This window comes from Paraburkholderia saeva (assembly GCF_907164555.1).
In the GTDB taxonomy this organism is placed as follows: domain Bacteria; phylum Pseudomonadota; class Gammaproteobacteria; order Burkholderiales; family Burkholderiaceae; genus Paraburkholderia; species Paraburkholderia saeva.
In genome coordinates this window covers 412745-432943 of the sequence record NZ_CAJQZC010000005.1, presented here as the reverse complement: position 1 = coordinate 432943, position 20199 = coordinate 412745, and the positions used below count along the sequence as shown (strand labels likewise).

Annotated in this window: 21 protein-coding genes; 6 read left to right on the top strand and 15 right to left on the bottom strand. The window is 63.2% G+C overall.

Features of this window, described 5'->3' with window-relative positions; translation table 11 throughout:
• The first annotated feature begins 40 nt into the window (after window positions 1-40).
• Together LPA36_RS16385 and LPA36_RS16380 are read left to right on the top strand one after the other, a co-directional pair.
• Window positions 41-1288 (top strand): NlpC/P60 family protein, encoded by a 1248-nt coding sequence (locus LPA36_RS16385; protein ID WP_228878559.1) that lies wholly within the window; start codon window positions 41-43, stop codon window positions 1286-1288.
• Between the two features lie 99 nt (window positions 1289-1387).
• Window positions 1388-2194: an SDR family NAD(P)-dependent oxidoreductase gene (locus tag LPA36_RS16380; protein ID WP_228878556.1), complete on the top strand. Its 807-nt coding sequence runs from the start codon at window positions 1388-1390 to the stop codon at window positions 2192-2194.
• 29 nt (window positions 2195-2223) lie between these two features.
• On the opposite strand, the gene LPA36_RS16375 is transcribed toward LPA36_RS16380, so the two are convergent.
• The 10 genes from LPA36_RS16375 to LPA36_RS16330 form a co-directional block, all read right to left on the bottom strand.
• Window positions 2224-3234 carry an inorganic phosphate transporter gene (locus LPA36_RS16375; RefSeq protein WP_228878552.1) on the bottom strand — a complete coding sequence of 337 codons (1011 nt, stop codon included), beginning with the start codon at window positions 3232-3234 and terminating at the stop codon, window positions 2224-2226.
• Between the two features lies 1 nt (window position 3235).
• Entirely contained in the window at window positions 3236-3862 is a 627-nt protein-coding gene (locus tag LPA36_RS16370) for a DUF47 domain-containing protein (protein WP_228878551.1), read from the bottom strand.
• Between the two features lie 117 nt (window positions 3863-3979).
• A complete protein-coding gene (locus LPA36_RS16365) occupies window positions 3980-5365 on the bottom strand; it encodes a replicative DNA helicase (RefSeq protein ID WP_228878550.1) in 1386 nt (461 codons plus the stop codon).
• Window positions 5366-5520: 155 nt separating this feature from the next.
• Window positions 5521-5973: a 50S ribosomal protein L9 gene (gene rplI, locus LPA36_RS16360; protein ID WP_228878549.1), complete on the bottom strand. Its 453-nt coding sequence runs from the start codon at window positions 5971-5973 to the stop codon at window positions 5521-5523.
• A 27-nt stretch (window positions 5974-6000) separates the two neighbouring features.
• The gene (gene rpsR / locus LPA36_RS16355; RefSeq protein WP_074264854.1) at window positions 6001-6276 is read right to left on the bottom strand and encodes a 30S ribosomal protein S18; all 276 of its coding nucleotides are present in this window, start codon (window positions 6274-6276) and stop codon (window positions 6001-6003) included.
• Window positions 6277-6278: 2 nt separating this feature from the next.
• Entirely contained in the window at window positions 6279-6578 is a 300-nt protein-coding gene (gene priB / locus LPA36_RS16350; RefSeq protein WP_228878547.1) for a primosomal replication protein N, read from the bottom strand.
• 43 nt (window positions 6579-6621) lie between these two features.
• Entirely contained in the window at window positions 6622-6996 is a 375-nt protein-coding gene (gene rpsF / locus LPA36_RS16345; protein WP_228878544.1) for a 30S ribosomal protein S6, read from the bottom strand.
• 262 nt (window positions 6997-7258) lie between these two features.
• Entirely contained in the window at window positions 7259-8134 is an 876-nt protein-coding gene (locus LPA36_RS16340; protein ID WP_228878542.1) for an anti-sigma factor family protein, read from the bottom strand.
• Window positions 8124-8855, bottom strand: coding sequence for an RNA polymerase sigma factor (locus tag LPA36_RS16335; protein ID WP_228878540.1), 732 nt, complete (start codon window positions 8853-8855; stop codon window positions 8124-8126). The genes LPA36_RS16340 and LPA36_RS16335 overlap by 11 nt, the downstream gene beginning before the upstream one ends.
• A gap of 138 nt (window positions 8856-8993) precedes the next feature.
• Window positions 8994-9905, bottom strand: a complete 912-nt coding sequence (locus LPA36_RS16330) for a LysR family transcriptional regulator (protein WP_228878538.1) — start codon at window positions 9903-9905, stop codon at window positions 8994-8996.
• Between the two features lie 262 nt (window positions 9906-10167).
• Here LPA36_RS16330 and gcl point away from each other — a divergent pair, with 262 nt between their 5' ends.
• From gcl to lysM, 4 genes are all read left to right on the top strand, one after another.
• Window positions 10168-11943, top strand: a complete 1776-nt coding sequence (gene gcl, locus LPA36_RS16325; protein ID WP_228878535.1) for a glyoxylate carboligase — start codon at window positions 10168-10170, stop codon at window positions 11941-11943.
• Window positions 11944-11988: 45 nt separating this feature from the next.
• Window positions 11989-12786, top strand: a complete 798-nt coding sequence (gene hyi / locus LPA36_RS16320; RefSeq protein WP_228878532.1) for a hydroxypyruvate isomerase — start codon at window positions 11989-11991, stop codon at window positions 12784-12786.
• Window positions 12702-13766 carry a 2-hydroxy-3-oxopropionate reductase gene (locus LPA36_RS16315; RefSeq protein ID WP_228878863.1) on the top strand — a complete coding sequence of 355 codons (1065 nt, stop codon included), beginning with the start codon at window positions 12702-12704 and terminating at the stop codon, window positions 13764-13766. Before hyi ends, LPA36_RS16315 begins: the two co-directional genes overlap by 85 nt.
• A gap of 443 nt (window positions 13767-14209) precedes the next feature.
• Window positions 14210-14707, top strand: a complete 498-nt coding sequence (lysM, locus tag LPA36_RS16310) for a peptidoglycan-binding protein LysM (RefSeq protein WP_228878529.1) — start codon at window positions 14210-14212, stop codon at window positions 14705-14707.
• 111 nt (window positions 14708-14818) lie between these two features.
• Here lysM and LPA36_RS16305 read toward each other — a convergent pair whose 3' ends face one another.
• The 5 genes from LPA36_RS16305 to LPA36_RS16285 form a co-directional block, all read right to left on the bottom strand.
• Window positions 14819-16240 (bottom strand): UbiA family prenyltransferase, encoded by a 1422-nt coding sequence (locus LPA36_RS16305; protein ID WP_228878526.1) that lies wholly within the window; start codon window positions 16238-16240, stop codon window positions 14819-14821.
• A 211-nt stretch (window positions 16241-16451) separates the two neighbouring features.
• Window positions 16452-16877, bottom strand: a complete 426-nt coding sequence (locus LPA36_RS16300) for a GtrA family protein (RefSeq protein ID WP_228878524.1) — start codon at window positions 16875-16877, stop codon at window positions 16452-16454.
• Window positions 16878-16926: 49 nt separating this feature from the next.
• Window positions 16927-17667 (bottom strand): SDR family oxidoreductase, encoded by a 741-nt coding sequence (locus LPA36_RS16295; protein WP_228878522.1) that lies wholly within the window; start codon window positions 17665-17667, stop codon window positions 16927-16929.
• Window positions 17664-18986 carry an FAD-binding oxidoreductase gene (locus LPA36_RS16290; protein ID WP_228878521.1) on the bottom strand — a complete coding sequence of 441 codons (1323 nt, stop codon included), beginning with the start codon at window positions 18984-18986 and terminating at the stop codon, window positions 17664-17666. The genes LPA36_RS16295 and LPA36_RS16290 overlap by 4 nt, the downstream gene beginning before the upstream one ends.
• A 112-nt stretch (window positions 18987-19098) precedes the next feature.
• A complete protein-coding gene (locus LPA36_RS16285) occupies window positions 19099-20130 on the bottom strand; it encodes an asparaginase (RefSeq protein ID WP_228878518.1) in 1032 nt (343 codons plus the stop codon).
• Between the last annotated feature and the right edge of the window lie 69 nt (window positions 20131-20199).

Sequence of the window (20199 nt, the reverse complement as noted above, 5' to 3'; positions counted from 1 at the left end):
TCTTCGCCTTAAGCGGACACTTACGCCTGTCCGCGATGCCATGCGCCGAACCGGGTTCTCGCTACTGATCGTGCTTCTGCTCGCCGCCTGCTCGGGCGCACCGCAGAAGACCACGCGTGGCCCGGCCGCTTCGACTACCTCGAGCGCTGGTGCATACCGGACTATCCCGCCCGGGTTCCCCAATTTTGTCGATCACACTGTCGGACGCGAGGAAATCTCGATTCAGGCGATGAGTCTGGTTGGCGTGCCGTATCGCTGGGGCGGCAACACGCCCGACAGCGGCTTCGACTGCAGCGGGCTTGTGCGTTACGTGGTTTCGCGGGCCGCCTCCGTCAATCTGCCCCGCACGACAGCGGATATGAGCGGCCGTGGCGAATCCATCGAACCCGACGAAATCGCCACCGGTGACCTGATTTTCTTCAACACGACGGGACGGCCACATTCGCACGTCGGCATTTATGTCGGCAAGCTTCGTTTCGTGAATGCGCCATCGACAGGCGGCACGGTGCGACTCGACTATCTGACCAACCCATACTGGGCGAAGCGGTTCGACGGCATCCGGCGCGTCGCGCCTGCGACCAGCCAACCCGCGCCGTTCGATACGCCGACCTACGAGGCTTCGGCTTCACCACAGTCCAATGGCGCCGCACCCGCTCTCACGCCTTCGCGACCGGCCGCGCAGTCTGGGTACGGAACTGGCGGTCCGGTCACGGGTAGCACCGCTGTTGCAGCTTCAGCGCGAAGCGCCACCAGTGCGCCGCGGCCGCCGCCGGCTGCGACGGCCCCGACCTTCGCTACGGCAACGCCGCCCGCCGCAATCGCGGTTGCGTCTGGCGCGGCGGGCCCAGCAGCAGCCGCATCCGTCGATCCGTTCGAGCCGCCGCCGCCCCGCAGGACCGCTGCCCAGATGCAGGCGCGCGCAGCGGGCGCGACCTCCCCGGCCACTGTTGCAGGCGCCCAAACGCAACCGGATGCCGGCACGAATGCGCCAGGGCCGACGGGCGTTGTCGCCTCCTCGCGTCCGCCGTTGCCTTCGACGGCCCCCGCCACGCCCGCGCCTGACGCAATCGACGCCGCCGCCGATGCCTTCGAGCCTCCGCCACCCGCGACTGTGGCGGCACGTCAGGCGCAGCAGGCGCAACAAGCCCAGCAGACACAGCAACCGCCGCAGCCCGACGCCGATGGTGGCGTGCGGATCATGCGCGCCTCGACCGCCTCTCGCCCCCTGCCCGCGCCCACACAAACCGGTGACGATCCGATCGCCCGCTTTGCTAACGGCAGTTTCTGACTTTCCCACATTGCAGTCCATATGCCGTTCGGCCGACTCGCGGCAGGTGCGGGGCTCTGCTATCGTTGCCCATATTCTCCTGACAGCGGGTGACAAGCGATGGATCTCGGTCTGAAAGACAAGGTAGTGCTCATCACAGGCGGCAGCAAAGGCATCGGGCTCGCCTGTGCGCGGGCGTTCGCAACTGAGGGCGCGAAAGTCGCCATCGTGTCGCGCGATCCCGCCAATCTCGCCCGTGCCCGCGAACAACTGGCGAAAGAAGGTCTGCACGTCCATCTGACGCGCGCGGATCTGCACGAACCCCACAGCGCGGCGGATGTCGTGGAGGAAGCCAGCCAGGCAATGGGCCCGATCGATATCCTGATCAACAGCGCCGGGGCAGCGAAACGCTACGATCCAGAAACACTGGATGCCGCCGCGTTCAAGGCAACGATGGAAGCGAAGTATTTTCCGTACATCTATCCGCAGCAGGAGGTGCTGCGCAGGATGGTCGAGCGGATCAAGGCGGGCGGAGGCTCAGAGCCCGGCACCATCGTGAACGTCATCGGCATGGGCGGGAAGATTGCCAGCGACATCCATATTGCCGGCGGCGCCGCGAACGCGGCGCTGATGCTGGCCACGGTCGGGCTCGCCCACTATTACGCGCGCTACGGCATCCGGATCAACGCGATCAATCCGGGCGCCACGCTCACAGAACGGGTCGAAGAAGCATTGAAGCTGGAAGCCGGCCAGCAAGGCATCGACACGGAAGAGGCGCTCGCGCGCGGGCAAGCCAGGGTGCCGCTTGGGCGTTTCGCAAAACCGGAAGAAATCGCCGACGTCGCGTTGTTCCTCGCGAGCCGGCGTGCAAGCTACGTCACTGGGGCAATTATCCCGATGGATGGCGGCAGCGCGCCGCTCATCTGATGTGAGTTGACGCGTGCAGCCTCAGGGATTTACAGCAGTCGGTGTCCGACCCACCATCCAGCCGCGGCGAGTACAGCAGAAGCCGGGATTGTGAGAATCCAGGCCCAGACGATGTTACCGGCGACGCCCCAGCGCACCGCGCTCAGCTTGCGCGTCGCGCCAACGCCGACGATTGCGCCGGTGATCGTGTGCGTGGTCGATACCGGAATACCGAGCCAGGAAGCGATGAAGAGCGTAATCGCGCCACCCGATTCGGCACAGAAGCCGCCAACGGGCTTGAGCTTCGTGATCTTCTGCCCCATCGTGCGGACGATCCGCCAGCCACCAAACAGCGTGCCGAGGCCCATCGACAGATAACAGCCGCCGATCACCCAGATCGGCGGCGCATCGGCGGTTGCCGACGCATAGCCGGTGGCGATCAGCAGCATCCAGATAATACCGATGGTTTTCTGCGCGTCGTTGCCGCCGTGGCCAAGGCTGTACAACCCCGCGGACAAAAGCTGGAGACGCCGGAACCGCCGGTCGACCTTGCTGGGTGGCGTGCGGAAATAGAGCCACGACACCGCCAGCATGAAGAACGATCCGAGCACGAATCCGAGAAGCGGCGAAATGAAAATGAACGCGACGGTTTTCAGCAGCCCATCCAGGTTGAGCGAGCTCCAACCCGACTTCGCCAGCGCGGCGCCGACGAGGCCACCGATCAACGCATGTGACGAGCTCGACGGAATGCCGTAGTACCACGTCACGACATTCCAGCCGATCGCACCGACCAGCGCTCCGAAAATGACGTAGTGATCGACAATTTCGGGATCGATGGTGCCCTTGCCGACCGTCTGCGCAACCTTGAGGTGAAAGATGAAATACGCGATGACGTTGAAGGCCGCCGCAAATGCCACTGCCTGCTGCGGTTTCAGGACGCCGGTCGACACGACTGTCGCGATCGAATTCGCGGCATCGTGAAAGCCGTTCATGAAGTCGAATACGAGAGCGACAGCGACGAGAGCGACGACTATCCAGATAGCGAGTTGAATCGAATGCATCTCAGGCGTTTTCCAGCACGATGCCTTCGATGATGTTTGCCACATCCTCGCATTTGTCTGTGATCGTCTCGAGCAATTCGTAGATTGCCTTCAGTTTGATCAGCGTCTTCACATTGTCTTCTTCGCGGAAGAGCTTCGACATCGCGGCACGCAGCACGCGGTCGGCTTCCGACTCGAGACGGTCGATGTCTTCACATGCCTTGAGAATCTGGCTCGCCTGCTTCATGTCCGACAGCAGGCCGACCGCAAACTGCACACGTTCGGACGTCGCCGTGCAGATATGCGCCAGCTGGCTCGCTTCCGAGGTCACGGCCTGCACGTCGTACAGCGAAATAGCCGTGGCGACATCCTCCATCAGGTCGAGGATGTCGTCCATCGTCGTGATCAGCTTGTGAATTTCGTCGCGGTCGAGCGGCGTAATGAAGGTCTTGTGCAGCAGGTCGATCGTTTCGTGCGTCAGTTTGTCTGCGGCCTTTTCGGCGGCCTGCACGTTCTGCTTGTGGATCTCGGCGTCGGACAGGTTATCGATCAGAAGCTCGAGTTCGCGGCTCGCCGATACGATACAGGCGGCGTGCGCGTTGAAATTTTCAAAGAACTTGCCCTCGGTGGGCATGAATCGACCGAACATTAGGATCCCGGGAATTGGTCACGGTTATGACTGACATAAAACCGCAATATTGTACCGTCGCGGCCAGGATGCCGCACTTGTGAGGGCATGGTTACAACAGATCAGCCTGCAGTGGCTTTACTCGCCGTAAAAATTCTGCGCGCCGGCAAAATTGTCGAACTTCGTGAATTGACCATGGAACGTGAGCCGAACTGGCCCGATCGGACCATTCCGCTGTTTGCCGATAATAATCTCCGCGGTGCCCTTGTCCGGGCTGTCCGGGTTGTAAACTTCATCACGGTAGATGAACAGGATCACGTCCGCATCCTGCTCGATAGCGCCGGATTCCCGCAGGTCCGACATGATTGGACGTTTGTTGGGCCGCTGTTCGAGACCGCGGTTCAACTGCGAAAGCGCGATCACCGGCACGTCGAGTTCTTTCGCGAGGCTCTTCAGCGAACGGGAAATTTCAGAAATTTCGGTCGCCCGGTTTTCGCCCGATGACGAACCGCTCATCAGCTGAAGGTAGTCGATGATGATCAACCCCAGCTTGCCGCATTGACGCGACAGACGCCGCGCCCGCGAACGCAGTTCCATCGGGTTCAGACCGCCCGTTTCGTCGATGAAAATCTGCGCCTCGCTCATTTTCTGCACGGCGTGCGTGAGCTTCGGCCAGTCTTCGTCGGTCAGGCGCCCGGTTCGCATCCGGTGCTGGTCGAGCCGGCCAACCGACCCGAGCATCCGCATCGTCAGCTGGGTGCCCGGCATTTCCATCGAGAACACGGCCACCGGCAGACCATACTCGACTGCGACGTATTCGCCGATGTTCATCGAGAACGCGGTCTTACCCATCGAAGGCCGCCCCGCGACGATGATCAGCTCGCCGCCGTGCATGCCCGAGGTCATCCGGTCGAGGTCGACGAAGCCCGTCGGCGTGCCCGTGACGTCGCTCGGATTGGCAGTGTGATACAGCGTGTCGATCCGCTCGACAACCTGCGTCAGGAGCGGCCCGATCTCCAGGAAGCCCTGCGTGCCGCGCGCGCCGTCTTCGGCGATCGAAAACACTTTCGATTCGGCCTCATCCAGCAGCTGGCGGACTTCTTTGCCTTGCGGATTGAACGCGTCCGCCGAAATTTCGTCGGCGACTGAAACGAGACGGCGCAACACCGCCCGATCCCGCACGATTTCGGCGTACCGGCGAATGTTCGCCGCGCTCGGCGTGTTCTGCGCGAGCGCGTTCAGATACGCCAGACCGCCTACGTCATCTGCCTTGCCCGACGTGCCGAGTGCCTCGAAGACCGTGATCACATCGGCCGGGCGCGTCGCCGCGATCAGCTTGCCAATGTGTTCGAAGATGATCCGGTGGTCGTAGCGGTAAAAATCGCTCTGTGACAGGAAATCCGCAATGCGGTCCCACGCCGCGTTGTCCAGCAGCAGGCCGCCGAGTACCGACTGTTCGGCCTCGATCGAGTGCGGCGGGACTTTCAGCGATTCGAGTTGGGGATCTTTCGACGGTGCGTTCATGGAGACGGATTATCGTGCAAATGGCGGCGTCGGGGAACCAGAAAGACGGCGCCCAGCACGTGGCGCCGTAAACGCGAAGGCGGGAGCCGGTTTCCCGGCTCCCGCCTTCGTGCCAGAAACAGCCTGGCGAATGCTACTCGCTACTGGACGACGTCTTAGACGTGTTCGCCCAGCACCGACACCGTCACATCGACGAGCACGTCGGTGTGCAGCGAGATCTGCACCGGATGGTCGCCAACCAGCTTGAGCGGACCTTCCGGCAGACGCACTTGCGCCTTTTCAACAGCGAAGCCTTGCTTGACGAGCGCGTCAGCGATGTCAGCGTTCGTCACCGAGCCGAACAGACGGCCGTCGACGCCAGCCTTCTGGCCGATCTGAACCGTCGAGCCTGCCAGCTTTTCGCCCTGGGCTTGAGCAACTGCCAGCTTTTCAGCGGCGACCTTTTCGAGTTCCGCACGGCGGACTTCGAATTCAGCGATCGCTTCCTTCGTGGCACGGCGAGCGCGCTTGTTCGGGATCAGGAAGTTACGTGCGTAACCGTCCTTGACCTTGACGATATCGCCCAGGTTACCCAGGTTGACGACTTTTTCGAGAAGAATGATCTGCATTCGGATGCTCCTTGTTGCGTCGTCGGGTTAGGCCTTGTGCTGGTCGGTGTACGGCACGAGCGCGAGGAAACGCGCGCGCTTGATTGCCGTGTCCAGCTGGCGTTGATAGTGCGACTTCGTACCCGTGAGACGCGCCGGCGTGATCTTGCCGTTCTCGCCGATGAAGTCCTTCAGCGTTTCGATGTCTTTGTAGTCGATCTGGTCGACACCAGCTGCCGTGAAACGGCAGAACTTCTTGCGCTTGAAGAGCGGATTTTGTTGCTGACGACGCTTGTCGAATTTCTTACCAGTCGGGCGGGGCATGTTCAGTCCTTTCCAATGTCCTGCAATTCTGTGATGTGAAACACCAGGGTTCGCGCGTTGCGGCTCTTTTTGGCCAGAAAACCGGTGAAGAGCGTTTCGACGCCCATTCCACACTTTTCCAGCCTGCCGCTCGTCTCGCCGGCGGCCACCGCCGGCATGGTCAGTTCGACTTGCCGTTTAACACCGGCCTCGACGACTTCCGTGCGGTGAAGCAACGTACAGCTTGCAATCGGAACGCCGGCGGGGGTGTACCGCACCGGTTCGCGTTCGACGACGCTGCCTGTCAGTTGCAGCCTGTTCACGAGAGCGACGCTTTAATCCTGATGGCTTAAATAACTGACTGTCTTAAGCCTGCGCTTCGGACGGTTGCGTAGCAGCCGCCTTCTTGGCTTCTTCGCGCTGCACTTCCTTCATCATCGGCGACGGAGCCGTTTCAGCCTTCTTCTGCTTGACGATGAGGTGACGCAGAACCGCGTCGTTGAACTTGAATGCGTGTTCCAGCTCGTCGAGCGTGGCTTGATCGCATTCGATGTTCATGCAGACGTAGTGTGCCTTCGCGAGTTTCTCGATCATGTAGGCCAGCTGGCGACGGCCCCAGTCTTCGATACGATGGATCTGGCCACCGTGCGACGTGATCGTGGTCTTGTAACGCTCAATCATGGCGGGCACCTGCTCGCTCTGATCCGGATGCACGATAAATACGATTTCGTAATGACGCATATTCACTCCTTGTGCTGACTTATGGATAGAAGCCACCCGGGCGTCGGAACCGGTGTGGCAAGTGAGAAGCCGAAGAATGTAACACGAATGGGGGCGGCATGCAAGACTTTGCTTCGATTTGCGCCGTTTCGGACGTGTTTTCAAGGAGTTATCGCGTAGCGGGACGACAGGCGCCCCCGTTTTCGCCCGACAAGGCAGCAGCCGGCACACCCCGCGGCCCACCGGCGGGCCGCGCAATTCAGCGCATTCTGGCCTGAAAACGTCACTCCGAAGGCTGCGGACGCGCCTTGAGCGCGGTTTCCAGCGCGCTCAGCGCATCCGGGGCGGCGTCGGTGATCGCCCACCAGACCATGCCGTCCTCACGCCAGCGCACCATCGAATAGCCGTCGCGAACCAGCGTCGCGTCCGGTTTTGTGCCCAATCCCGTGCCGGAATCGCTGCTCGTCCGATCAGTGTCGGGAAAGACGTACACGTCGATTACATGCTTGCGGTAGCGGTAGGTCAGCACCGCCACCCGCCTGTGGCCGAGGTAATCCAGCCGGCCGCCGGCCAGCGGAAAACCGGCCGCTGTCAGATCCACCACCGGCGGCGCATAGTCGAGCCTGCCGTTGAACCACGGCTTCACAGTGTGCTGATCCGTCGAAATGACGTCGATGTCGCGTCCCGACAATTGCGCACGGACGTGACTCGACACCAGTTCATCGACGAACGGACTGGTGTCGGCGGGACGGCGCAGCGTCAGCGTCACGCCCGCGACAGCCGCGCACAAGGCGATGATCATGACGGTCAGCCAGCCCGATCCGATCGTCATCCTGCCGTTGGCCGCGCCGAATCCCCCACCCACCGGCAGGCGCAAACCCTCGAACGACGGAAACCACCAGGCGCGTCCGCGCGCGCCCTTTGACGTCGAAGAAACCGCTGCCTGCGGCAGCCCGGCGACGATACGCGCCCTGAGCACATCCGGCGCGCGATGGTAGTCGGCCTGACGGATCGTACCGGCCAGGGCCCGAACGATCTCCGTTTCGCGCTGGCACGCCGCGCAGGTGGCGACATGCTGCTGCACGCGGCGTTCATCGACCGGCGAAAGCTCGCGGTCGACGCTGGCATCGATGAGCGGACGCACTTCGTTACAGTCCATCTGGCGTCTCCCGTTTTGCGCCGGCGGCCGTGGCGCCCGGATCGCCCGGCATCCAGCCGGACGGCGGCATGTCGAGCGTGCCTGGACTTGCCGCCCGGGCGCCGGCCGCGCGGTTGCGCGTGTCGTCGACGTCCATGCGCCCTGCATTGCTGCCGCGCGCTTCCAGTGCGGTCAGCGCGACCGCCAGCCGGCGCCGGCCCCGCGCCAGCCTCGACATGACCGTGCCGACCGGCAGATCGGCGACGATCGCAATCTCGCGATAACTCAACTCTTCCAGCTCCCGCAGGATCAGCACTTCGCGATACTCCACTGGCAGTTGTTCCAGCGCGACGTGTACGCGCCGGGCGTCTTCCTCACGAATCATCAACGCCTGCGGATCGATGCTCGCCGGACTCCAGCCGTCGAACGCGGCTTCTTCGTGCGAATCGTCGAATTCGGTCACCTCGCGCGAGTTCGTCCTTCTGCGCCATTCCGTATACCAGGTCCTGCGCACGATCGCCAGCAGCCACGGGCGCGCGTTATCGCCACGAAACGTATCGAAGAAACGGAACGCACGCATAAAGGCTTCCTGGACGATGTCGTCGGCATCGCTGGCATTGCCCGACAACCAGCGTGCAAGGTTGAAGGCGGCGTCGAGATGCGGCAGCGCCAGCGCCTGGAAACGACGGCTGCGTTCAGCTTCGTCGCTTCTTCCTCGGGTAGTGGTATCGGTCTGACGCACGCGGGCCCTCCTGGCTTCACGGCTGCAATACTGGTCGCGTTCCGGGTTTATTCCCGCCTTCGCGGCATCCCGGCGAAAAATATCGACCGCGGCCTGACGGGCGCGCGCTATCGACCCGGCTGCGGCGCGTCTCGATGACTACGCTACACCGCTCCAGTAATCGTCGCGCGCATAGACGTCCTTCAGATAGTCGATGAAGTAGCGCACTTTTGCGGGCACGTAGCGCTGCTGCGGGTAGACCGCGAGGATGTCGTAGTCGGGCAGCGCGAATTCGTCGAGCACCGTTTCCAGTTCGCCGCGCGCGAGTTGCTGCTGCACTTCCCACGTCGAGCGCCAGCCGAGCCCGAGTCCTTCTGACACCCAGCGGTGCAGCAGTTCGCCATCGTTGCAGTCGAGCGTGCCGCCGACGCGCACCGTCGCCAGTTTGCCATTGCGCCGGAAATACCAGCCGCGGTTCTGGCCGCCCTGCAGATTGAACGCGAGGCAGTTGTGCTGCGGCAGGTCTTCGAGCGTTTTCGGCCGGTCGTGCTTGCGGAAATAGTCGGGCGTGCCGCAGACGACGCGCCGGTTCGTCGCCAGTTTCACCGCGACGAAATTCGGGTCCACGGCACCGCCAATGCGAATCGACAGGTCGTAACCCTCGCGCACGAGGTCGACGACCCGATCGGTCAGATTGAACGACAGCTGCAGCTCCGGCTTGTCGACGAGAAACGCCGGCGCGAGCGGCGCCACGTGCTTGCGCCCGAAAGCGGCGGGCGCCGAGACGATCAGGTGGCCGCTGACCGCGCGCCGCCCCGCCGTCAGTTCGTTTTCGGCCTGATCCCATTCGCTCAGAAGCCCCCGGCAGCGCTCGAGAAACGCCGCGCCCTCTTCGCTGACGACGAGCCGCCGCGTCGAGCGGTACATCAGCTTCACGCCGAGCCGCTTTTCGAGCGCGTCGATCCGGCGCCCGAGGATCACGGGCGACACGCCCTCTTCCAGCGCCGCGGCCGCGAGGCTGCCCGCATCGGCGACCCGCACGAAGGTTTCGATCTGCTTGAAGCGGTCCATGTCCTGTCTCCTGTCGACCGGCGTTCGCGCTTTAGCGCGTTACCCCGGTCCCCTGCAAGAAGTTGCGGCGTTTTTGCGCCTCTCCGCGTGCCACTGACAGGCGAAGCCCGTAAAAACCGCATTCCATACTTTTTGTTTCGGAATAAGTGACCTGAAGCGATCTTATCAAACCTTCGCGTGAAGCCTAAAGTGCATCTCAACAGCCTGCAACGGCTCGCCCGACGCAGTTCAGACAGCATTCAAAGACATTCAGGAGACATTCATGGCCAAGATGAGAGCCGTCGACGCAGCCGTACTCGTGCTCGAACGCGAAGGGATCGATACCGCGTTCGGTGTGCCGGGCGCCGCAATCAATCCGTTCTACTCGGCGATGCGCAAGGCCGGCAACATCAGCCACGTGCTGGCACGGCACGTCGAAGGCGCGTCGCACATGGCCGAGGGCTATACGCGGGCGTCGCCGGGCAACATCGGCGTGTGTATCGGCACGTCGGGCCCCGCCGGCACCGACATGATCACCGGCCTCTATTCCGCGCAGGCCGACTCGATTCCGATTCTCGCAATCACCGGTCAGGCACCGCGCGCGCGCCTCTACAAGGAAGACTTCCAGGCCGTCGATATCGAATCGATCGCCAAGCCGGTCACGAAATGGGCGGTCACCGTGCGCGAGCCGGCGCTCGTGCCGCGCGTGTTCCAGCAGGCCTTCCATCTGATGCGCTCGGGACGTCCGGGTCCTGTGCTCGTCGATCTGCCGATCGACGTGCAGCTCGCCGAAATCGAATTCGACATCGACACGTACGAACCGCTGCCGGTCTACAAGCCTGCTGCAACGCGCAAGCAGATCGAAGCCGCGCTCACGTTGCTCAACGATTCCGACAAGCCGCTGATCGTCTCCGGGGGCGGCGTGCTGAACGCTGCTGCTGAAGACCTTCTGGTGGCGTTCGCGGAAACGGTCGGCGTGCCGGTGATCCCGACGTTGATGTCGTGGGGCGCGATTCCCGACGACCATCCGCTGATGGCCGGCATGGTCGGCCTGCAGACGTCGCATCGCTACGGCAACGCCACGATGCTTGCCTCCGACTTCGTGCTCGGGATCGGCAACCGCTGGGCTAACCGTCACACGGGCAGCGTCGAGGTGTACACGAAGGGCCGCAAGTTCGTGCACGTCGACATCGAACCGACCCAGATCGGTCGCGTGTTCGGCCCGGATCTCGGCATCGTGTCGGATGCGAAAAAGGCGCTCGAACTCTTCGTCGAAGTAGCGAAGGAATGGAAGGCCGCCGGCAAGCTGAAGGACCGCAGCGCATGGGTCGCGGACTGCCAGGAACGCAAGCGCACGATGCATCGCAAGACGCACTTCGACAACGTGCCGATCAAGCCCCAGCGCGTGTACGAAGAGATGAACCAGGTGTTCGGCCGCGACACGTGCTACGTGAGCACGATCGGTCTGTCGCAGATCGCCGGTGCGCAGTTCCTGCACGTGTACAAGGCACGCAACTGGATCAACTGCGGCCAGGCAGGCCCGCTCGGCTGGACCATTCCGGCCGCGCTCGGTGTGCGCGCCGCCGACCCGCAACGTCCGATCGTCGCGCTTTCGGGCGACTACGACTTCCAGTTCATGATCGAAGAACTGGCCGTGGGTGCGCAGTTCAACCTGCCGTACGTGCATGTGGTCGTGAACAACTCGTACCTCGGGCTGATCCGCCAGGCACAGCGCGCGTTCGACATGGACTTCTGCGTACAGCTCGCGTTCGACAACATCAATGCGCCGGAAGTGAACGGCTATGGCGTCGATCACGTCGCGGTGGCCGAAGGTCTCGGCTGCAAGGCGATCCGCGTGTTCAAGCCGGAAGAATTGAAGCCGGCGCTGCAACGCGCACAATCGATGTTGTCCGAGTTCAACGTGCCGGTGATCGTCGAGGTGATTCTCGAGCGCGTGACGAACATTTCGATGGGCACCGAGATCGACGCGATCAACGAGTTCGAAGAACTCGCCGCGCGGCACGAAGACGCGCCGACCGCGATCAGCACACTCGACTGAGCTTCTTCTTTTCAACTGACCGACCAGCCGGAAATCTTTCGAACCATGCCTAAATTTGCAGCCAATCTGACCATGCTGTTCAACGAAGTCCCGTTCCTCGACCGCTTCGCGGCGGCGGCGGGCGCGGGCTTCGACGCCGTCGAATTTCTGTTCCCCTACCCGTTCAAGGCAGCCGAACTGGCCGAACGTCTCGAGCAGAATCGTCTGAAGCTCGTGCTGCACAACCTGCCCGCGGGCAACTGGGATGCCGGCGAACGTGGCATCGCGTGCCTGCCGGATCGCGTCGGCGAATTCCAGGAAGGCGTCGGGCGCGCGATCGAATACGCGAAGGCGCTGAAGGTGCCGCAACTGAACTGCCTCGTGGGCATTCCGACGGCCGGCATCGACAAGGACAAGGCGCGCTCGACGATCGTCGACAACCTGCGTTTTGCCGCCGAAGCGCTGAAAAAAGAAGGCATCCGCCTGCTGGTCGAACCGTGCAATTCTTACGATATTCCCGGCTTCGCGCTGAACCGTTCGTCGGAAGGTCTCGACGTGATTCGCGCGGTCGGCTCGGACAACCTGTTCCTGCAGTACGACATCTATCACATGCAGCGCATGGAAGGCGAACTCGCGGCGACGATCAAAAAGAACCTGCCGCAGATCGCACACATCCAGCTCGCCGACAACCCCGGCCGCAACGAGCCGGGCACCGGCGAGATCAACTACCCGTTCCTGTTCGAACTGCTCGATTCGCTGGGTTACGCAGGCTACATCGGCTGCGAATACAAGCCGCGCACGACGACCGTCGCAGGTCTCGACTGGCTTCAGCGTATCGCGGGCCAGTCACGCGTCGCCGCCTAGGCCACGGCCAGCGTCAACACGCGACATCGCGCAATTTCGAACGATCAACCCGGCATCACGGAGACACATCAATGGCAAAAATTGGTTTCATCGGCCTCGGCATCATGGGCGCGCATATGGCGCGCAATCTCATCAAGGGTGGTCACACGCTGATCGTCAACGGCGCATATCCGGTGCCGGACGACCTGCGCACGCAGACCACGGTCGTCGAGAACTCGACTGCCGTCGCGAAAGCCGCAGATATCGTCATCTCGATGGTGCCGGACACGCCTGACGTCGCCAACGTACTGTTCGCCGACGACGGCATAGCGAACGGCCTCACGAAGGGCAAGCTCGTCATCGACATGAGCTCGATTTCGCCGCTCGAAACCCAGGCGTTCGCGAAAAAGATCAACGCGCTCGGCTGCGACTACCTCGACGCGCCGGTATCGGGCGGCGAAGTCGGCGCACGTGAAGCGACGCTGACGATCATGGTGGGCGGCCCGCAGAAATCGTTCGACCTCGCGAAGCCGCTCTTTGACCTGATGGGCAAGAACATCTCGCTCATCGGCGACAACGGTGCCGGTCAGACGTGCAAGGTCGCGAACCAGATCATCGTCGCGTTGAACATCGAGGCCGTTGCCGAAGCGCTGCTGTTTGCCGCGCGTTCGGGCGCCGATCCGGAACGCGTACGCAAGGCCCTGATGGGCGGCTTCGCTTCGTCGCGCATTCTCGAAGTGCACGGCGAACGCATGACGAAGCGCACGTTCGATCCGGGCTTCCGCATCGAACTGCATCAGAAAGACCTGAATCTCGCACTCGATGGCGCGCGCAAGCTCGGCATCGCGCTGCCCCACACTGCGAGCGCGCAGCAACTGTTCAGCGTGTGCGCGGCGAACGGCGGCAAGGCGTGGGATCACTCGGCAATGGTGCGTGCACTGGAAATCATGGCGAACTTCGAAGTCGCGCAGGCACCGGGCAAGGAAGTGAAAGCCGCCTGAGTTGCAAGGCTCGTTTGATGGCCCGTTATCGTGCGCGCTGTGATGGCAACGCTGACGGGCCGGGATACACGGTATGCAGGACAACGTGGACGCAGCCACTCGCGCGGCGGCCATATCAGTGGGGCGCTTTGTCCGCTGCGCGGCACGCGTGACGGGTAAGGCAAATCGAGCCGCTCTGGGCTGAGAGCGGCGAGTGGGGTCCGCAGCGGCGCCCGGCGATGCCGGGGAAGCCTTGGTCGGTCAGACGTCGTCGTCGGGTGTCCGGCTGTCGGATTTCATGTTACTTCGCGCGCGCCTGGCCCTCATTGGCCGCGCCGTCTGCCCCATCTTTTTTGACAATTCTCCCAGCGCGCCTTCCTACAATTGATCGTTCTTTCTGGTCGATTTTCGACCGGATCACGAGGGCCGCACACGCCCTCTTCATCACGTCAGGAGAACGATCGATGGGTATTCTCAGTTTCATCAAGGACGCTGGAGAAAAGCTGTTCGGCACGACAGCGGCATCCGCGCAAGCCGCACAGGCGCCCGCCGCGGCACCCGTGGATGTCGCCGCACTGAACAGGATTGCGGGCGACGCGATTGCGAACTACATCCATGTGCAGGGCCTGAACGCCGCCAACCTGCAGGTCACCTTCGACGGCGCGAGTCATACGGTCACCGTATCGGGCGAAGCGCCCGATACGGCGACGAAAGAAAAAATCCTCGTCGCGGCCGGCAACGTGCACAACGTCGAAAAAGTGGACGATCGGCTCACGGTCACCCACCCGGCGCCGGAAGCACAGTTCCATACGGTCGTCGCTGGCGACAACCTGTGGAAGATCGCGGAGAAGTACTACGGCAGCGGCGCGAAGAACGATGTGATCTTTCAGGCGAACACACCGATGCTGAAGAGCCCGGACAAGATCTATCCGGGTCAGGTGCTGGTGATTCCGGCTGTGTGAGGGTGCTTCGACAGGTTGCGTTGAACACGACGTAACAACGCGGCAGTTCAGGTCCCTCCTGCACCGCCGCGTTTCATCTGCACGTCACGTAGCACGTCCGGGCGAGCGAGACTAGATCGCGAGCACCATGCAAACGCCACACAGTCCGATCACCCCGCAACTGACGCGATCCTTGAACGCGAACACGATCGGATCGTCGTGCATCTGGCCGCGAAACGCGAACATCCAGATGCGGCTTACCCAGTAGAGTGTCAACGCGAATACCGCCCACATCATCTGCGGATGACGATAAAGCGCCTTGAGTTCCGGCGAGTTCAGATAGAGCGCCAGCACGAGCACGGCCAGATACGCCGACGAAGTGCCGAACGAACGAAGGATCGACATGTCCTGCGTGATATAGCCGCGCCCTGCCGCTTCCATCTTGCCAAGACGCAGGATGCTTTCGAGTTCCACGTAGCGCTTGACCATCGCGAGGCTCAGGAAGATCGGCACGCAAAAGAGAATCAGCCAGTACGACAGTGCGATATCGTTCGCCGCGCCGCCCGCGATCACGCGCACGGTGTAAAGGCATGCGAGCGTGAATACGTCGATCAGCGCCATGCGCTTCAGGCTGAACGAATACGCGACGGTCACCGCCAGGTAACCGGCCAGCACGACGCCGAACTGCCACGGCAGCAGCGCCGCGAGACCCGCGCCCGCCACCAGCAAGAGGACCGTCATTACAATGCCAAACGACAGCGACAGGTTCCCCGATGCAAACGGCCGGCTGCGCTTTCGCGCATGCCGGCGGTCGGCGTCGAGATCGAGCATGTCGTTGAGCAGATAAACCGATGACGCGCACAGACTGAACGACGCAAACGCCACGCAGGCGGCAATCAATGCGTGGATATCGGTGAACTTGTGTGCAGTCAGCAACGGCACGAAGATCAGCACGTTCTTGACCCACTGATGCACACGCATTTCCTTCAGCACAAGCGGAATGAACTGGCGCTTGCGTTCGAAGAAGATGATCGCCTGATTGACCTTGCGAGCCGCGGCGGCCATATGCTTGTCGCCGACGACAATCGCCTGCCGCGCCCTGCGCCACACGGGCACATCGGCGAGCGCATCGCCGCAGTAGTCGAAGCCGTGATCGCCGAACTGTTCGACGAGCGCATCGGCCTTGTTGCGGCCAATCAGGTTGTGATCCGCGGTGCTCGCAAGCACGCCCTTGAACAGCCCGAAATGCTCGGCGACCTGACTCGCGAAACGCTGGTTTGACGCCGTGCACAGATAGAGCGTGCGGCCGGCGGAATGCTCGTCGCGCAGATAGTCGACGAGTTGAGTGTTGTATGGCAGCACGCCGACGTCGATCGTCACGCGTTTTGCGATCTGTTCCTTCAGATGCGCCTTGCCGCGCAGCGCCCAGGCGATGCACAGAAACAGCGCGAGCGGGTTCTGCTTCAGCAGCACGAGGAAGCTTTCGAGCAGGAAGTCGGTTCGCGTGAGCGTGCCGTCCAGATCCACACACAGCGGGATCGTCGCGCTTGTCATGTCACACCTCGCCGCCGGAGCGTCGGTTTCGCAATGAGCCGGATGTCGCCGCGGCGCTGGCGCTTCGCCTGAACATCGCGGGGAATGCGCACAGAAAAGCGGCTTTCGTCATAGCATGCGGCGCTCGCGGAATGAGGCCGCGATACCACACGTTACTGTCTGCATCCTAAAGGCGCGGCGCGCGGCGCTCTGTGCGCCAGCGCACTCCGGTTCACGCGAAGACGAAGCGCTTGTCGAGGTGATATTTGGCGAAATAACCAAGCACGAGGCCGATGGCGCCGCCCATGAGCCGCGCGGGTTCCGTATGAAAAATGGCGTCGGCGCCGAACTCGACTACCCAGAACACCAGCGTGGTGCCGAGGCCCATCGCGACGTACATCGCGAAGGTCTGGATGCCATGCGCGACGCTGCGGTGCGGATAACGGAAGATCCACGCCTTGTCGAGCAGGTATTTGACGACGAGGCCTACGCCCGTGCCAATGCACACGGAGAGCGGCACCGCGAACGCACCCTGATAAAGCCAGAACGCGAATTTCTGGCTGCCGAGATTCGCGCCGATCGAGATCGCCGCGAAAATCGCGTACCAGACGACAAGCCGCGAGCGGCCCAATGGCGCATCGAGCGTCGGGCTGTTCATGCTGGCCTCCGCGCGTCCGATATCCACCGCCATGGCCGGGCGGCCGCGCTCACAGCGAAACCCGCTTGAAAACGAACTCCGGCAGCGAGCGGATGATCAGCATGATGCCGCTCCAGAACCACGGGGTGTACAGCGCGTCCCGGCCGCGCTCGACGGCGCGCACGATATCGGTCGCGACGCGCTCCGGCGAGGCGACGAGCGGCCCGGGCAGCGACAGGCCGGCCGTCATCGGTGTATCCACGAAACCCGGTTTGATCGTCAGCACACGGACGCCGGACTTGAAGAGACGCGCCCGCAACCCCTCGCAGAAGGTGCCCACCGCCGCCTTCGCCGCGCCATAGACATAATTTGACGGTCGTCCGCGGTCGCCCGCCACCGACGAAATCACAGCGATCGTGCCGCTTTTCTGGCTCTCGAACACGCCCGCCAGCAATGTGAGCAGCGCAATCGTCGACATCGCATTGGTCGACAGTTCGCGCATCGCCGCTTCCACGTCGCGCTCGCACTGCGCCTGGTTGGACAGCGTGCCGTGCGCGATCAGCACGATGTCGATCCGTCCGAACGCCGCCTGACAGGCCTTCAGCATCGTGGCGTGCTGCAGATGGTCGTTCATGTCGAGCATGTGCGTTTCCACCGAAGGCGCCCCCCGCACGCGGAGGTCTTGCGCGACGGCCGCGAGCCGGACTTCGTGCCGCCCCGTCAGGAACAGGTTCGCGCCCTCCTTGGCCCAGCGACGCGCGCATGCCACTGCAATGGCGGACGAGCCGCCCACGATCAGGATGTTTTTCATGTCTGTGTGGTCCGTTTCCAGAAACGAGACATCAGGGCAGGATCGCGATTGCGTTCGAGTTCCTGCCACGCGGGATACGCGGCGCGAAAGTCCGCCCCGCTCATGTGGGCGTCCTTCGCCGGATACTGGCGACCGCCCGCTTCGTTGACAATCGCGTCGAGCCGCAGGAAAAGCGCCTCGTTGCGGCGTTCGCGCTGCGGGAAATCCAGCGCGAGGGAGACGCCCGGCATCGGAAACGACAGCAGCCCTGGCGAAACCAGCGTTCCGCAGCGTTTCAGCACCGCAAGGCACGATCCGAGGCCGCTTTTCGCAATCGTCGCAAGAATTTCCTTCAGTGCATCGCGTGATGCCGCCTCGGGAATGACGCACTGATGCTGCTGGAAGCCGCGTCGCCCGTATATGCGGTTCCAGTTGCGCACACCATCGAGCGGATAGAAAAAGCTCGCGAAATCGACGCCCGAATGCTCGACGCGCTGCGTCTGCCGGCGGTAATAGAACTCGTTGAAAATCTTGAGCGTGTAGCGGTTGACGGGCGACCACGGCAGCACGAACGGCACGTTGCGCCGACGGGTACCTTTTATCGAGAAATCGCCATCCGCCGCGTGATCGCCTGACATGTAAATGCCGCGCCCGAGCGAATCGCCGCTCGCGAGGCAGTCGACCCACGCCACGCCGTATTCGTGATGCGGATCGAGTTCGCTCGACAGCGCGAGGAACTCGTCGAGATTGGCAAAGCGGATGCTCGTCAATGAAATGCGGCTGGAGCGCACCGGCATCAGCTGGATTTCGACCCATTCGATGACGCCCGTCAGGCCGAGCCCGCTGATCGTCGCGCGAAACAGATCGTCGTTTTCGCCGGGCGCGCATTCGGTCGGTTCGCGATCCGAGCGCAGCAACGAAAACCGCCGGACGTGCCGTCCGAACGTGCCGCGTACGTGGTGGTTCTTGCCGTGGACATCGTTGGCCACCGCGCCGGCGAGCGTCACGAACTGCGTGCCGGGCGTCACCGGGAGCATCCAGCCGCGCGGAATCGACAGTTCCAGCACCTCGCCCAACATCACGCCGGCTTCCGCGCGCAGGATGCCGCGCTCCCAGTCGGCGCTGATAAAGCGGCCGAGGCCGCGCATATGGAGGACGTGATCGGTCGCCGCGAGACAGCTGTCGCCATAGCTGCGGCCGTTGCCGAACGGCAAGGTCGTGCCGAAGCGGGCGCGCGTGCCGTCCAGTTCAGCCTGGACGGCGTCACGCCACGACAGCGGATGACTGGATTGGGGCGCGTAGGGGTAATGCCCCCACGACTGGAGCTTCGACGCGCTCATTGGGTGCCACGATGGACGGTATGAGCATCATCCTGGCACGAAAAGCCGGCAAACCGCGTGGGTTACCTCACAGACGGGGAAAGCTCGCACCGCGCCGCCGCTCCACGGGCGCCTAGTACGTATCGAACGCGCGCTGCAGCACGACCGGGCCGGCGCCACCGGCGGCGAGCGCCAGCATCAGCAGCACACGCGATTTGTACGGGTTCAGCCCGTTCGCGGCGACAAAACCGAGCGTATCGTCCGGCGCAGCGCCGTTGCGCATCACGTGCCCCGAGCCGACCCGCGACGCACGCACGACGGCCACGCCCTGCGATACGGCGTCGGCGAGCGCCTGCTGGAGCGACGTATGGATCGAGCCGTTCCCGGTGCCCGCGACCACGATACCGCGCACGCCCGCCATGACGAGTGCATCGACGGCCACGCGCGACACGCCCGCGTAACTCGTGACAATGTCCACGCCCGGCCATGTCGCGCCGATCACGAATTCGGTGGCGACCGTGTGGGCGCGCACGACGCTGCGCTGGAACTCGACGCGCCCGTCCTGCACCCAGCCCAGCGCGCCCACTTCGGGCGACTGGAACGCGTCGAGCGCGAACGTGCTGGTCTTCACGACGTCGCGCGCGCTGTGGATCCGGTTATTGACCGCGACGAGCACGCCCTGCCCGTGCGCGGCGGCGCTGGCGGCGACCACGACCGCGTTCAGCAGGTTGAGCGGGCCATCGGCGGAAAGCGCCGTCGATGGCCGCATCGCGGCAGTCAGCACCACCGGCTTCGTGCTCTTCACTGTGAGATGCAGCAGATAGGCGGTTTCTTCGAGCGTATCGGTGCCGTGCGTGATGACGACGCCATCGATGTCATCGCTTGCGAGCAGCGTGTTCACGCGTTGCGCGAGCGTGGTCCACAGCGTGAGCGCCATGTCCTTGCTGTCGATGCTCGCGACCTGCCCGGCCTGTACCTGCGCGACATCGGAGAGCGCCGGAACCGCCGCGAGCAGCCGGTCGACGCCGACCACGCCCGCCTGATAGCCAGCGGTATTCGTGGCATCGGCGGCGGAACCCGCGATCGTGCCGCCCGTCGCGAGCACGGCGATGCGCGGCAGACCGTTCGACGGCGCCGCGCCGGAAGAAGAAGTGGAAGTATTCATGGCGCCGATTGTAAGCGATGCGCGACGTACGCCCGGGCGCATGCTTTCCCCACTGCCGGCACGAACGCC

Coding starts and splice junctions, on each gene's coding strand:
- LPA36_RS16385 (WP_228878559.1), top strand. CDS start 41: ATGCGCCGAACCGGGTTCTCGCTACTGATCGTGCTTCTGCTCGCCGCC.
- LPA36_RS16380 (WP_228878556.1), top strand. CDS start 1,388: ATGGATCTCGGTCTGAAAGACAAGGTAGTGCTCATCACAGGCGGCAGC.
- LPA36_RS16375 (WP_228878552.1), bottom strand. CDS start 3,234: ATGCATTCGATTCAACTCGCTATCTGGATAGTCGTCGCTCTCGTCGCT.
- LPA36_RS16370 (WP_228878551.1), bottom strand. CDS start 3,862: ATGTTCGGTCGATTCATGCCCACCGAGGGCAAGTTCTTTGAAAATTTC.
- LPA36_RS16365 (WP_228878550.1), bottom strand. CDS start 5,365: ATGAACGCACCGTCGAAAGATCCCCAACTCGAATCGCTGAAAGTCCCG.
- rplI (WP_228878549.1), bottom strand. CDS start 5,973: ATGCAGATCATTCTTCTCGAAAAAGTCGTCAACCTGGGTAACCTGGGC.
- rpsR (WP_074264854.1), bottom strand. CDS start 6,276: ATGCCCCGCCCGACTGGTAAGAAATTCGACAAGCGTCGTCAGCAACAA.
- rpsF (WP_228878544.1), bottom strand. CDS start 6,996: ATGCGTCATTACGAAATCGTATTTATCGTGCATCCGGATCAGAGCGAG.
- LPA36_RS16340 (WP_228878542.1), bottom strand. CDS start 8,134: ATGGACTGTAACGAAGTGCGTCCGCTCATCGATGCCAGCGTCGACCGC.
- LPA36_RS16330 (WP_228878538.1), bottom strand. CDS start 9,905: ATGGACCGCTTCAAGCAGATCGAAACCTTCGTGCGGGTCGCCGATGCG.
- gcl (WP_228878535.1), top strand. CDS start 10,168: ATGGCCAAGATGAGAGCCGTCGACGCAGCCGTACTCGTGCTCGAACGC.
- hyi (WP_228878532.1), top strand. CDS start 11,989: ATGCCTAAATTTGCAGCCAATCTGACCATGCTGTTCAACGAAGTCCCG.
- lysM (WP_228878529.1), top strand. CDS start 14,210: ATGGGTATTCTCAGTTTCATCAAGGACGCTGGAGAAAAGCTGTTCGGC.
- LPA36_RS16305 (WP_228878526.1), bottom strand. CDS start 16,240: ATGACAAGCGCGACGATCCCGCTGTGTGTGGATCTGGACGGCACGCTC.
- LPA36_RS16300 (WP_228878524.1), bottom strand. CDS start 16,877: ATGAACAGCCCGACGCTCGATGCGCCATTGGGCCGCTCGCGGCTTGTC.
- LPA36_RS16295 (WP_228878522.1), bottom strand. CDS start 17,667: ATGAAAAACATCCTGATCGTGGGCGGCTCGTCCGCCATTGCAGTGGCA.
- LPA36_RS16290 (WP_228878521.1), bottom strand. CDS start 18,986: ATGAGCGCGTCGAAGCTCCAGTCGTGGGGGCATTACCCCTACGCGCCC.
- LPA36_RS16285 (WP_228878518.1), bottom strand. CDS start 20,130: ATGAATACTTCCACTTCTTCTTCCGGCGCGGCGCCGTCGAACGGTCTG.